10 protein-coding genes and 2 pseudogenes are annotated in these 12,014 nt (G+C 60.1%); 9 read left to right on the top strand and 3 right to left on the bottom strand.

Annotated elements, in window-relative coordinates:
* Positions 1 to 94 precede the first annotated feature (94 nt).
* The 4 genes from ACOYXH_RS15595 to ACOYXH_RS15580 are packed head-to-tail and all read left to right on the top strand — an operon-like array spanning position 95 to position 2,696.
* Positions 95 to 403, top strand: coding sequence for a PepSY domain-containing protein (locus tag ACOYXH_RS15595; RefSeq protein ID WP_095050576.1), 309 nt, complete (start codon positions 95 to 97; stop codon positions 401 to 403).
* Positions 403 to 714, top strand: coding sequence for a PepSY domain-containing protein (locus tag ACOYXH_RS15590; protein WP_095050577.1), 312 nt, complete (start codon positions 403 to 405; stop codon positions 712 to 714). Before ACOYXH_RS15595 ends, ACOYXH_RS15590 begins: the two co-directional genes overlap by 1 nt.
* Before the next feature lie 3 nt (positions 715 to 717).
* Entirely contained in the window at positions 718 to 1,386 is a 669-nt protein-coding gene (locus ACOYXH_RS15585; RefSeq protein WP_460409770.1) for a response regulator transcription factor, read from the top strand.
* On the top strand, positions 1,383 to 2,696 hold the full coding sequence (locus ACOYXH_RS15580) for a sensor histidine kinase (protein ID WP_220556547.1): 1,314 nt from the start codon (positions 1,383 to 1,385) through the stop codon (positions 2,694 to 2,696). The genes ACOYXH_RS15585 and ACOYXH_RS15580 overlap by 4 nt, the downstream gene beginning before the upstream one ends.
* A gap of 295 nt (positions 2,697 to 2,991) precedes the next feature.
* Here ACOYXH_RS15580 and ACOYXH_RS15575 read toward each other — a convergent pair whose 3' ends face one another.
* Positions 2,992 to 3,747, bottom strand: coding sequence for a methyl-accepting chemotaxis protein (locus ACOYXH_RS15575; RefSeq protein ID WP_371857720.1), 756 nt, complete (start codon positions 3,745 to 3,747; stop codon positions 2,992 to 2,994).
* Positions 3,748 to 3,849: 102 nt separating this feature from the next.
* Positions 3,850 to 3,996: pseudogene (locus tag ACOYXH_RS15570) on the bottom strand (HAMP domain-containing protein); the annotation flags it as partial.
* Between the two features lie 1,528 nt (positions 3,997 to 5,524).
* Between ACOYXH_RS15570 and ACOYXH_RS15565 the strand changes: the two are divergent.
* From ACOYXH_RS15565 to ACOYXH_RS15555, 3 genes and pseudogenes are all read left to right on the top strand, one after another.
* Positions 5,525 to 6,841, top strand: coding sequence for a Na+/H+ antiporter family protein (locus tag ACOYXH_RS15565; protein WP_095050993.1), 1,317 nt, complete (start codon positions 5,525 to 5,527; stop codon positions 6,839 to 6,841).
* A 203-nt stretch (positions 6,842 to 7,044) separates the two neighbouring features.
* Positions 7,045 to 7,821: pseudogene (locus ACOYXH_RS15560) on the top strand (cache domain-containing protein); the annotation flags it as partial.
* A gap of 84 nt (positions 7,822 to 7,905) precedes the next feature.
* Positions 7,906 to 8,727 (top strand): methyl-accepting chemotaxis protein, encoded by an 822-nt coding sequence (locus ACOYXH_RS15555; RefSeq protein ID WP_407082813.1) that lies wholly within the window; start codon positions 7,906 to 7,908, stop codon positions 8,725 to 8,727.
* 208 nt (positions 8,728 to 8,935) lie between these two features.
* Here ACOYXH_RS15555 and ACOYXH_RS15550 read toward each other — a convergent pair whose 3' ends face one another.
* The gene (locus tag ACOYXH_RS15550; RefSeq protein ID WP_460409769.1) at positions 8,936 to 9,871 is read right to left on the bottom strand and encodes a LysR family transcriptional regulator; all 936 of its coding nucleotides are present in this window, start codon (positions 9,869 to 9,871) and stop codon (positions 8,936 to 8,938) included.
* Positions 9,872 to 9,984: 113 nt separating this feature from the next.
* On the opposite strand from ACOYXH_RS15550, the gene ACOYXH_RS15545 reads away from it, so the two are divergent.
* Both ACOYXH_RS15545 and ACOYXH_RS15540 read left to right on the top strand, forming a co-directional pair.
* Entirely contained in the window at positions 9,985 to 10,470 is a 486-nt protein-coding gene (locus tag ACOYXH_RS15545) for a DMT family transporter (protein ID WP_095051024.1), read from the top strand.
* Positions 10,471 to 10,473: 3 nt separating this feature from the next.
* Positions 10,474 to 10,926 (top strand): DMT family transporter, encoded by a 453-nt coding sequence (locus ACOYXH_RS15540; protein WP_093433867.1) that lies wholly within the window; start codon positions 10,474 to 10,476, stop codon positions 10,924 to 10,926.
* Positions 10,927 to 12,014 lie beyond the last annotated feature (1,088 nt).

Here is a 12,014-nt window from a genome sequence, read left to right as displayed (position 1 = left end):
TATTGAGCGGGAGCAATGATGGCAATTCAGTTTCAGTTAAGTTCATCCCGCTAAGGTGCCCACCGTATGCAACACATAAAAATATGGAGACACCATGAAAACCCTGACTGCCCTGTCCATTGCCTCGATTATCGGTTTCACTGCCAGCCTTGCCCATGCCCGCGATCTCGGCCCTGACGAAGCCCTGCGTCTGCGCGACGCTGGTACTATCGTCTCCTTCGAGAAGCTCAACGCCACCGCGTTGGCCAAACACCCGGGTTCGACGATCACTGAAACCGAGCTGGAAGAAGAGTACGGCAAGTACAGCTACCAGATCGAAATGCGCGATCCGCAGGGCGTCGATTGGGATCTGGAATTAGACGCGGTGACTGGGCAGGTTCTCAAGGATCATCAGGATAAGTAATGAAGGTTAATGTTCGCGCCACCAGCCGTACGGCATTGGCGCTGGTGATTTTCTGCTCGGCCGCGATGGCGCGTGACCTCGATCAGGACGAAGCCCTGAGTCTGCGTGAGAAGGGCGTGATCCTGCCGCTGGAGCAAGTGCTGCAGCAGGCGCTGGATCGCTATCCCGGCGCAAAACTGCTGGAAGTCGAGCTGGAAGAAAAACACGACGTCTATATTTATGAAGTCGAGTTGCTGACCGTCGAAGGTGTCGCCCGTGAGCTGCACTTGAAGGCCGATACCGGCGAACTTGTGAAAGACAAGGAAGATTGATCGATGCGTTTGCTTTTGGTGGAAGACCACGTACCGCTGGCCGACGAATTGCTCGCCAGCCTGCAACGACAAGGTTACGCGGTCGATTGGCTGGCGGACGGTCGTGATGCGTTGTATCAGGGCAGTAGCGAGCCCTATGACCTGATCATTCTCGACCTCGGCCTGCCGGGTGTGCCGGGGCTTGAGGTGTTGGCGCAGTGGCGCGCCGGCGGTCTGGCGATTCCGGTATTGATTCTCACCGCGCGTGATTCCTGGGCCGAGCGCATCGAAGGTCTGAAGGCCGGCGCCGATGATTACCTGACCAAACCGTTCCACCCCGAAGAGCTGCAGTTGCGCATTCAATCGCTGCTGCGCCGCTCCAAAGGCCAGGCCAATCAGCCGACATTGCAGGCGGCCGGTCTGCATCTGGACGAGGGTCGGCAATGCGTGGTGCGCGACGGCGCCGTTATTCAACTGACTGCCGCCGAGTTCCGTCTGCTGCGTTATTTCATGCTGCACCCGGAGCAGATTCTCTCCAAAAGCCATCTCGCCGAACACCTCTACGACGGTGAAACCGAGCGCGATTCCAACGTCCTCGAAGTGCACGTCAATCACCTGCGGCGCAAGCTCGGCAAAAGCGTGATAGAAACCCGTCGCGGCCAGGGTTACCTGTTCGGCGGGCAGGCTTCGTGAGGTCGATCCAGCGCCGCTTGAGCCTGGGTTTGATCAGCGTGATGGTGGTCGTCGGTGTGGTGGTGGCGCAAACCAGTCTGTGGTTGTTCGAAGTGGGTTTGCAGCGCTACCTCGAAGCCGGCCTGCGCAACGACAGCGAGAGCCTATTGGTGGCGCTGGTCCGTGGCCCACAAGGGCTGCAACTGGATGAAAGACATCTGTCCCCGGCCTACCAGCGGCCGTTTTCCGGGCACTACTTCCGTATCGATTTTGCCGACAGCCACTGGCGTTCACGCTCGTTGTGGGATCAGGACCTGCCGCTGCTCGACCATCCCGGGTTGCACAGCAATCTGCAACTGGGGCCGGACGGTCAGCAGTTGCTGGTGCTGCGCTCAGATTATCGGCGCCTGGGCCAATCGATTTCGATCAGCGTCGCGCAGGATTACACCCCCGTGCGCGAGAGCTTTCAGCGCATGCGCCAGATCGGCCTCGGCCTCGGTCTGGCGGCATTGTTACTGATTCTGTTCTTGCAGCGATTGACCGTGCGCCGCGCGCTGAAACCGCTGGAAAGGGCTCGTGAGCAGATCGCGCAATTGCAGCAGGGCCAGCGTTCGCAACTCGATGATCAGGTGCCGGTGGAACTGGAACCGCTGGTGGCGCAGATCAACCATTTGCTCGCGCACACTGAAGACAGCCTCAAGCGTTCACGCAATGCCTTGGGCAATCTCGGGCATGCATTGAAAACGCCTTTGGCGGTGTTGTTGAGCCTGGCCGCCAGTGAAAAACTCGATGCGCATCCCGAGTTGCGCAAGGTGCTCAAGGAACAGCTGGAGCAGGTGCAGCAACGGCTCAATCGCGAGTTGAACCGTGCGCGGCTGTCCGGTGATGCACTGCCGGGGGCGCTGTTTGATTGCGATGCGGAGCTGCCGGGGTTGTTGGCGACGTTGAATATGATTCATGGCGAGCATTTGGCGCTGAGTTATGTCGCGCCAGCGGGGTTGCAACTGCCGTGGGATCGCGAGGATTTGCTCGAACTGTTGGGGAATCTTCTGGATAACGCCTGCAAGTGGGCGGACGCCGAGGTGCGTCTGAGTGTGATTGAACGTACGGATGGATTCGCCCTGAGCGTGGAAGATGACGGCCCGGGGATTCCCGAGGAACAGCGCGCTCAGGTATTCAGTCGCGGTACGCGGCTGGATGAGCAGACCCACGGGCATGGGTTGGGGCTGGGGATTGTGCGCGACATCGTCGATACGTGGGGCGGGTTGCTGGTGTTGGGCGAGAGTGAGTGGGGCGGGTTGAAAGTGGTGATCGAGTTGCCTCGGCGGTGAGCCTCTAAAAGCCCCTCACCCTAACCCTCTCCCAGAGGGAGAGGGGACTGACCGAGGTGTTTGTTCGAGGTACACCGACGTGAGATACCGAGCCGAACTCAGGTTCCGAAAGCCTTCCCGGGACCGGAGATATCGGGTCGAACTCAGGTTTTGAAAGCCTTCCCGGGACCGGAGATATCGGGTCGAACTCAGGTTTTGAATGACATGAAGATCGGCTCCCTTTCCCCCTCGCCCCCCTTGGGGGGAGAGGGCTGGGGTGAGGGGGGAATCCCACTGACACCCCACAACCTGCGAATCAAACGCGAAACTGATCCATCAAACTCTGCTGCTGATTCGCCAGGCTATTGAGCGACTGGCTCACCCGCGCCGACTCATTCGCCTGCCCGGACAACGACTCTGTCACATCGCGGATCGTCGCCACGTTGTTATTGATCTCTTCCGCCACCGCACTTTGCTCTTCAGCGGCGCTGGCGATCTGCAGGTTCATGTCGCTGATCACCGTCACCGCATCGCCGATCTGACGCAGCGCAGTCACCGCCTGGCCGACTTGTTCGACACTGCCCTGAGCCTGACGGTGGCTGTTGCCCATCGAACCGACTACATCCTGCGTGCCGGTTTGCAGTTGCTCGATCACCTGACGGGTTTCTTCCACCGACTCTTGCGTGCGGCGGGCGAGGTTGCGGACTTCATCGGCGACCACGGCAAAACCACGTCCGGCTTCACCAGCACGCGCCGCTTCGATCGCGGCGTTGAGCGCGAGCAGGTTGGTCTGCTCGGCGATGGCGCGAATGGTTTCCAGCACCGCGCCGATCTTCTCGCTATTGGCCGCCAGCCCTTCGACTTGCACCATCGCCGCACTCATGTCGGCAGCGAGGGTGTCGATGCTCGCCGTGGTGCGATCGATCACGGTCAGGCCCTGACGGGTAGCGCGATCAGCATCCTTGGCCGCCTCGGCAGCTTGTGCCGCGCTACGGGCGACGTCTTGTGCAGTGGCGCTCATCTCGTGGGACGCGGTGGCGACCTGATCGACCTGACGGTATTGCTGTTCCATGCCAGCACTAGTCTGAGTGGCGATGGCCGAGGACTGGTCGGCGGTGTTGCGCGCGTCCTGCACCGAGCGTTTCACCTCGGCAATGATCGGCTGCAACTTGTCGAGGAACTTGTTGAACCAACCGGCCAGTTGTCCGAGTTCGTCCTTTTTGTCGTAGGCCAGACGGCGGGTCAGATCGCCTTCGCCGCTGGCGATGTCTTCCAGCATGTGCGCCACGCCGAGGATCGGCTTGGTCACGCTGCGCGCCATCAGCCACACCAGCAGCAGGCCGACCAACGCGGCCAGCACGCCGAGGCTCAGTTCGATCAACGTGCCGGAATTATTGCTCGCGTCCAGCTGTTGCTTGAGCGCTTCGGCGCGGCTGACCAGAACTTTTTCCGGTACATCCAGCAGCACGCCCCACGAAGGGCCGCCGGGAATCGGCTGGAACGGCGACAGCACTTTCAACTGGCCGTTGCTGTGCAGGCTGCTGACGCTGGTGCTGGAAGCCAGTTTGCTCAGCAGTTCGGCGCCGCTGATCTTGTCGACGGCATCCAGACGCTGGCTGAGTTTGCCGGCATCCCGGCTGTAACCGGCGAGGAGGCCGGCGGGGCTGATAATGCTCACGGCGGTCTGGCCGTCATAGAGCTTTTTGCTCGCGGCCTGACTGATCGCTTGCAGGCTGTTGAGGTTAATGTCGACCGACAGCGAGGCGATGACTTTGCCGTTGACCATCAGCGGGAAGACGATGCTGGTCATCAGCACGTTTTGCCCGTCGATCACGTAGAAGTACGGTTCAATTACACACGGCTTGAGTGTGGCGCGCGGGCAGGTGAACCAGGCGTTGGCCGCTTGACCGCTGGGGCCGGTGCTGGTGTCGGCCATGTCGCTTTCCGGCAGGGCCATCGAGGTGACTTTGCCCGGGGTCGGTTGCGACCAGTACAGGGCGAAACGGCCCTTGTCGTTGCTGCCGAGTTCAGCCTGACCGGCAAACAGTTCGTCCTTGCCGTCCAGCGCGTTGGCTTCGAATACCAGCGACAGGCCGAGCAGGTCCGGGTTGGCTTGCAGCGCGGATTTGACCTGACGGGTCATGTCTTCACGCAGGTCGAAGGCATCGAGGAAACGCTTCTCGGCCTGTTCGCGCAGGAACAAAACCTGGCGCGAGAAACCGTGGCCGTATTGATAGGCGTCCATGAACTGCTGGCGAATGCCGGCCGCCTGCACTTCCCCTTGCGATTCGATGCGCGCTTGCGCCGACTCGGTGAGCATTTCCATGCTCGAAGCTTTCACCAGTTCAGAACTGTGCTCCATGCGATACAGCGAAAGACCGACCAACAGAGTCACGATACCGGCCAGGCACAGGCCGGCGAGCAGGGTGATTTTCCATTGGATGGAAAGTTGTCTGAGCGACATGGAGACGTCCTTATTCGATAAATATCTGAGACTTTGCACTGTAACGGCCGCGTTTCGGCTTTCTTTATCCTTGAAACACAATATGACCAATTGCCGCATGCGGAGGCTGGAAACCCTGTTCTTGATCGTTCCCACGCGCAGCAAAGGAATGCAGCCCGGGACGCGCCGCGTCCCAAAGCGGACGCAGAGCGTCCAGTGAGGCGTTCCCACGCAGAGCATGGGAACGATCACTGGAGGCGGTGTTGGCTTTGACAAGGGAAGTTCGCTGCGGCACAGTGCGCGCCCTTCTAATAAGACCCTCTTTGCAAATCCGCCGGTATTCCGTTGGCGGACTCATCCTGTCTGGCGATGTGTTTTCCATCGCAGTGTTTTTCGAGGAAGTGAAATGAACGCAGTCATAGCGGCAGTCGGCATCATGCTGATCCTCAGCCTGTCCCGCGTGCACGTAGTGATCGCCTTGATCGTCGGCGCGCTGGTCGGCGGCCTGACCGGTGGTCTGGGCATCGACGCCACGCTCAAGGCGTTCAACAGCGGCCTGGGCGGCGGCGCGACCGTGGCGTTGTCCTACGCCTTGCTCGGCGCTTTCGCCGTGGCGATTGCCAAGTCCGGCCTGGCTCATGCGCTGGCCGATAAGGCGCTGGCAATGGTCGATCGCCAGCACTCGACCGGCGGTGGCAGCGTCAAATGGCTGCTGATTGGCCTGTTGTGGGTAGTGGCGATTGCCTCGCAGAACATTCTGCCGATCCACATTGCGTTCATTCCGCTCTTGGTGCCGCCGCTGCTCTATGTGCTGACCAAGCTGCAACTCGACCGCCGCTTGATCGCCTGTGTCATGACATTCGGTTTGATCACGCCGTACATGTTCCTGCCAGTGGGCTTCGGCAACATCTTCCTCAATGAAATCCTGCTGGCCAACGTTGCCCGTAGCGGTGTCGACATCAGCGGTATCAATGTCACCCACGCCATGGGCATTCCGGCGCTGGGCATGGTCTTCGGCCTGGCGATGGCGTTCATCACCTATCGCAAGCGGCGCGTATACGACCTGGCGAAGATCGAGCAGGTCGAGCAAGTGGCGGTGCAGTACAACCCGCTGAGCCTGATGATTGCCGGTGTGGCGATTGCTGCTGCGTTCATCGTGCAACTGCTGCTGGACTCGATGATTATCGGGGCGCTGGTCGGTTTCCTGATCTTCTCGGTGTCGGGCATTGTGAAATGGCGCGAGACCGATGACCTCTTCACCGAGGGCATGAAGATGATGGCGATGATCGGCTTCATCATGATCGCCGCCTCCGGGTTTGCCGAGGTGATGAAGGCCACTGGCGAAGTGCAGACGCTGGTTGAATCCTCGGCATCGTGGATCAATCACAGCAAGGGCATCGGTGCACTATTGATGCTGCTGGTCGGGTTGCTGGTGACCATGGGCATCGGTTCGTCGTTTTCCACAGTGCCGATTCTGGCGGCGATTTTCGTACCGCTGTGCGTGCAACTGGGCTTCAGCCCGATCGCCATTGTCTGCATCGTCGGCACCGCCGGTGCTTTGGGCGACGCCGGTTCGCCAGCGTCGGATTCGACCCTCGGCCCGACCTCCGGCCTGAACATCGACGGCCAGCATCACCACATCTGGGACACCGTCGTGCCAACGTTCCTGCACTACAACCTGCCGTTGCTGGCGTTCGGCTGGGTGGCCGCGATGGTCCTCTGAACCCTCTCCGGTGATCGTTCCCACGCTCTGCGTGGGAATGCCTCTTGTGACGCTCTGCGTCACGTTGTTGGACGCGGAGCGTCCGGGGCTGCATTCCCACGCAGAGCGTGGGAACGATCCTCATACCGAAGCTCAACTTTTGCTTGCGCGTGCCGTTAAAGCCTTTAACCACGCCAATAAAACCAAAAGAGTGAGCCCCCACAATGCGCCTGAGCCTCAAGGCTAAAGTCCTCTCCCTCGCCGTTCTCCCGGTGTTGCTCTTTGCCCTGGTCATCAGCCTGACCACGCTGTTCATCCTCCAGGAACAGGCGCACAAAGAGGTCGAACAGACCCGCGAGCGCCTGCTCGGCGATGCCAAAGCCACTCTGCAAAGCTACGTCGCCGTGGCCATGACCACGATCAAACCGCTGTACGACGCGGCCGCGCCGGGTGACGTTGAGGCGCGGGCGCAGGCGATCAAACTGCTCTCGGGCATTCGCTACGGCAAGGACGGCTACTTCTTCGGCTACGACTCCGAGACCGTGCGCCTGTTCAAAGCCAACGACCCCGAAGGCGTGGGCAAAAGCTTCAAGGACAACCGCGACCCGAATGGCGTTTACGTCAATCTCGGGTTGGTGAAAGTAGCGAAGGACGGCACCCACTATCTGCAATACAGCTCGCCACTGCCGGGCAACGCCAACGTGCTGGTGCCAAAGCTCGGTTACACCGAATACCTGGCGAAGTGGGACATGGCCGTCGGTACGTCGGTCAACCTCGACGGCATCGAAGCGCAAGTGGCACTGGTCGAAGCGCAGGTGCAGGAACGTATGCAAGGCGTGGTGCTGAGCATCGTCGGCGTCGCGGTGGTGGTGCTGTTGGTGATCGCGGCGGCAGGGATGCTGCTGGCCAATACCATTTTGCGTCCGTTGACCCTGATGAAAGCCAACCTCGACGACATTGCAGCGGGTGAGGGCGACCTTACGCGTCGCTTGAACATCACCAGCCAGGATGAACTTGGCGAACTGGCGGGCTCGTTCAACCGTTTCGTCGACAAGATTCATGGTCTGGTGCGGCAGATCACCGAGATGACCACGCAGCTGACCGGTCTGGTGACGCAGGTGTCGGATCAGGCACAGCGCTCGGATCAGGCGATGGAGCGTCAGCGCCACGAGACCGATCAGGTTGCCACGGCGATCAACGAGATGTCTGCCGCCGCGCAGGAAGTGGCCAAAAGCGCACAGAACGCCGCCGTCGCCGCTCAGCAGACCGACGAAGAAGGCCAGAGCGCCAAACGCGTGGTGGCTGGCAGCATCAAGCAGATCCATGCGCTGGTCGATGACATCCGCAGCAGCGGCGTGTCGCTCGACAGCCTGCAGCAAGACGTGACGTCGATTGTCGGCGTGCTCGGGGTGATTCGTTCGATCGCCGAGCAGACCAACCTGCTGGCGCTCAACGCCGCGATTGAAGCGGCGCGGGCCGGTGAGGCCGGGCGTGGTTTTGCCGTGGTGGCGGATGAGGTGCGGGCATTGGCCAGTCGCACGCAGATCAGCACGCAGGAAATTCAGGGGATGATCGATCGTTTGCAGGCGGGTACGCAGCAAGCGGTTGAAGCCATGCGTCGTTCCAGTGAGGCGGGTGACGGCACCTCACAGCAGGCCAATCAGGCCGGTGCTTCGCTCGACGCGATGGCATCGTTGATTGCGACGATCAACTCGATGAACGCGCAGATTGCCAGTGCGGCGGAAGAGCAGACGGCGGTGGCGGAGGAGATCAACCGCAGCGTGCATCAGATTGCGGTGGCGGTGGACAGCGTGGCCGATGAGACGCAGTTGGGTGCGCAGACTTCGCGTAGTTTGGCGGAGCTGGGGCAGCGCCTGGGCAAACTGGTCGGGCAGTTCCGGATCTGACAGCCTGAAAAGCCCCTCACCCTAACCCTCTCCCGGAGGGAGAGGGGACTGATTGGGGGATGCTATGGAACTACGCCGACCTGAAACAGCTTTACTGAATCCATAATCGACTGAATCTTTCCGGTCGATGGATGACGCGAGACACCTCGGTCAGTCCCCTCTCCCTCCGGGAGAGGGCTAGGGTGAGGGGCTTTTGATCTTCAAAGACTCAAGGTCGATCCCAATAGGGCACTTCACCAAAACATTCGACAAAGAAATCAATCACCGTCCGCACCTTCACCGACAACCTGCGGCTCCCCGGCCACAACACCGCCATCTGCTGCGGCTCAAGGCTGTTCGACACCTGATACTCCCCCAGCACCGGCACCAGCGTGCCGTCGCGCACTGCTTCGCCAATCAGCCATGACGGAAACATCACCAGCCCCAGGCCTTGTTCGGCGGCTTGGGTGAGGGTGTCGGCGTGGTTGCCGGTGATCGGGCCTTTCACCGAGTACGGCGTCCAGTCTTCGCCATCGCGGCGGAAAAACCAGCGCTGCTGGCCGGCCGCGCCTTTGTAGGCGAGGCAATGGTGTTGCGCCAGATCTTCAGGTTTCTGCGGCGTGCCGTGGCGCTTGAGATACGCCGGGCTGGCCGCGACCTGAAAGCGATGCGGCGCGAGAATCCGTGCCTGCATGCTTGAGTCGTGCAGCGGGCCGATGCGAAACAGCAGGTCAGCGCCTTCCTGCAACGGGTCGACGTAATGGTCGGTCTGCTGGATATCCAGTTGCAGCTTCGGATATCGCGCGCACAACTTCCCCAGCCACGGCGTCAGATGCCGCTGACCGAATACTACCGGGGCGTTGATGCGCACCAGGCCGGTGGGTTCGCTTTGCTGTTCCTGCAGCGCCTGTTCGGCTTCCTCCAGTTGCACCAGCACCAGCCGCGCATGGTGACCGAGCATGCGCCCGGCTTCGGTTGGCGTCACCGCTCGGGTGTGGCGATAGAGCAATTGCTGATTGAGCGCCTGCTCCATCAACTGGATCTGCCGGGAGATCGAGGAGGGTGCCACGCCTTCCCGACGGGCGACTTCGGAAAAGCTGCCGTGATCGAGCACCGCCACAAACAGCCTTAGCGCTTTGAATCCGAGTTCGTTTAGCCCGTGCATCATTTGTCCTGCTATGCGAGTTACGCAAAAGTGTTGTCCGGATGCTCCCATTTATCGCACAGCTTCGCCAGCCGATAATCCGCGCCATCGTTTACTTGAGTGGAATGTTGTTTATGCAGACGTTGGATGAGGTGAGCGTCAGCGCACCGGCGACGAAATCAGGGTTGCGCTTGTTGCTGCTGCCGCTGGTGATTCTCGCGGGCATGGGCTTGTCGGTGGAGGCGGGGTTGCTCGGTCCTTTGGGCGTGCAGGTCGGGCATCTGTGGGCGACCTTGAGCATCTTTGGTGTCGGCTCGGCGATTCTGTTTTTACTGCTGTTGTTCGCCGGTCCGCAAAAAGGCCCGGCACTAACGGATCTGCCGCGTTGGCAGTTGATTGGTGGTTTTCTGGGGCCGATGTATGTGGTGGTGCTGACGTTGGCCACGCCGCATATCGGTATCGCCATGACCATGATCGCGATTCTGTCCGGGCAGGTCGGCAAGAGTGTGTTGATCGACCATTTCGGCTGGTTCGGCGCGACGCGCAAGAAGGTCAATGCTGAGCGCTGGCTGGCGTTGGGGTTGATTGTGGCGGCACTTGTTTTGATTGCGCGGGGGTGAGTGATGAGTCTGGTTATTTTGTTGGCGGTGGTGGTGTTGGCCGGTGCGGTGTTGAGTGTGCAGGCGGCGATCAATGGGCGTTTGGGTGAGAGCGTCGGGGTGTTGCGCAGTAGTTTGCTGACGTTCGTTGTGGGTGCGGTGTCGACCGGGTTGTTGATTTTGTTTTTTGAGCCGGCGCATGCGGTGAGTCTTTTGGATGTGCCGAAGTGGCAGTTGACCGGGGCGCTGTTTGGTGTGGTCTACATGATGGTGATGGTCGGGGCGGTGCCGGTGGTGGGGACGGCTGTGGCGACGGTGGCTGTGATTGTCGGGCAGTTGGGCATGGGGATGTTGATTGATAATTTTGGCTGGCTGGGGAATCCGGCGATTGAGCTTTCTTCCAGTCGGATTTTGGCGATGGGGTGTTTGGGGTTGGCTTTGGTGTTTATGTATCGGAGTTCGCGTCAGGCTGGGTGACCTGGGTTGGGTACATATCCGTTGCTGCGGTAACGGCTGCTTAGGGTTTCGCCCTTACGGCGACTCACTTTTTTTACAAACGCCTAAAAAAAGTAAGCAAAAAAACGCTTGCTCCTACGTGCGGCCCGCTCGCTGGGGCTTGGGTTCCTTCGCTGCGGGATCGATCCGGGCGCAGCGTCTCCGGTTTGCTTCGCTGCACCTACTCCCGCTGTGTTTGGCTGCGCCAAACGGTCGCTGCGCTCCCACGCCCGGATCAATCCCTCCACTCAGCCTTCCGACGTCGCTTTACAGATCAAAAGCTGCAGCCCAGCTAACGCTCATCCTGTTGAGTGGTGAGGAGCAACAGCGTGTTCGGCTTTGGATTGGTGTTGGATTCACCCCTCACCCCTCACCCCTCACCCCAGCCCTCTCCCGAGGGAGAGGGAGCCGATTTGTGGGCCTTTCAAAATCTGAGTTCAACGCGGTATCGCAAGTCGGCGTAGCTCGCTCAATCATCTCGATCAGTCCTCTCTCCTTCAGGGAGAGGGAGCCGATTTGTGGGCTTTTCAAAATCTGAGTTCAACGCGGTATCGCAAGTCGGCGTAGCTCGCTCAATCATCTCGATCAGTCCTCTCTCCTTCAGGGAGAGGGAGCCGATTTGTGGGCTTTTCAAAATCTGAGTTCAACGCGGTATCGCAAGTCGGCGTAGCTCGCTCAATCATCTCGATCAGTCCTCTCTCCTTCAGGGATAGGGGGCTGATTTGTGAGCCTTTCAGAATCTGAGTTCAACGCGGTATCGCAAGTCGGCGTAGCTCTCTCAAATACCTCAGTTAGTCCCTCTTTTTCTTTGAGGGTGATGGGCCGATTTGTTTGCTTTTCAGAGCCTGAGTTCAGCGGGGTATCGCACGTCGGCGTAGCTCTCCCAAACACCTCAATCAGTCCCCTCTCCCTCTGGGAGAGGGCTAGGGTGAGGGGCTCTTGATCTAGCTTTTGATCTTGTTTCGGCTTTTGATCTTTTGCCCCATCGGCAGGCCGAGCGGAGGTGTTCATCCGGGGGTAGGCGCGCAGCGCCGTGCGGCGAAGCCGCACACATCGAAAGGAGGTGCAGC

The sequence above is a fragment of the Pseudomonas sp. Mb7 genome, assembly GCF_054790525.1.
The sequence above is the reverse complement of the archived record's forward strand: the minus strand, read 5'-3'. Positions and strand labels throughout refer to the sequence as shown.

Coding starts and splice junctions, on each gene's coding strand:
- ACOYXH_RS15565 (WP_095050993.1), top strand. CDS start 5,525: ATGAACGCAGTCATAGCGGCAGTCGGCATCATGCTGATCCTCAGCCTG.
- ACOYXH_RS15585 (WP_460409770.1), top strand. CDS start 718: ATGCGTTTGCTTTTGGTGGAAGACCACGTACCGCTGGCCGACGAATTG.
- ACOYXH_RS15540 (WP_093433867.1), top strand. CDS start 10,474: ATGAGTCTGGTTATTTTGTTGGCGGTGGTGGTGTTGGCCGGTGCGGTG.
- ACOYXH_RS15545 (WP_095051024.1), top strand. CDS start 9,985: ATGCAGACGTTGGATGAGGTGAGCGTCAGCGCACCGGCGACGAAATCA.
- ACOYXH_RS15555 (WP_407082813.1), top strand. CDS start 7,906: ATGACCACGCAGCTGACCGGTCTGGTGACGCAGGTGTCGGATCAGGCA.
- ACOYXH_RS15590 (WP_095050577.1), top strand. CDS start 403: ATGAAGGTTAATGTTCGCGCCACCAGCCGTACGGCATTGGCGCTGGTG.
- ACOYXH_RS15575 (WP_371857720.1), bottom strand. CDS start 3,747: ATGGAACAGCAATACCGTCAGGTCGATCAGGTCGCCACCGCGTCCCAC.
- ACOYXH_RS15595 (WP_095050576.1), top strand. CDS start 95: ATGAAAACCCTGACTGCCCTGTCCATTGCCTCGATTATCGGTTTCACT.
- ACOYXH_RS15550 (WP_460409769.1), bottom strand. CDS start 9,871: ATGCACGGGCTAAACGAACTCGGATTCAAAGCGCTAAGGCTGTTTGTG.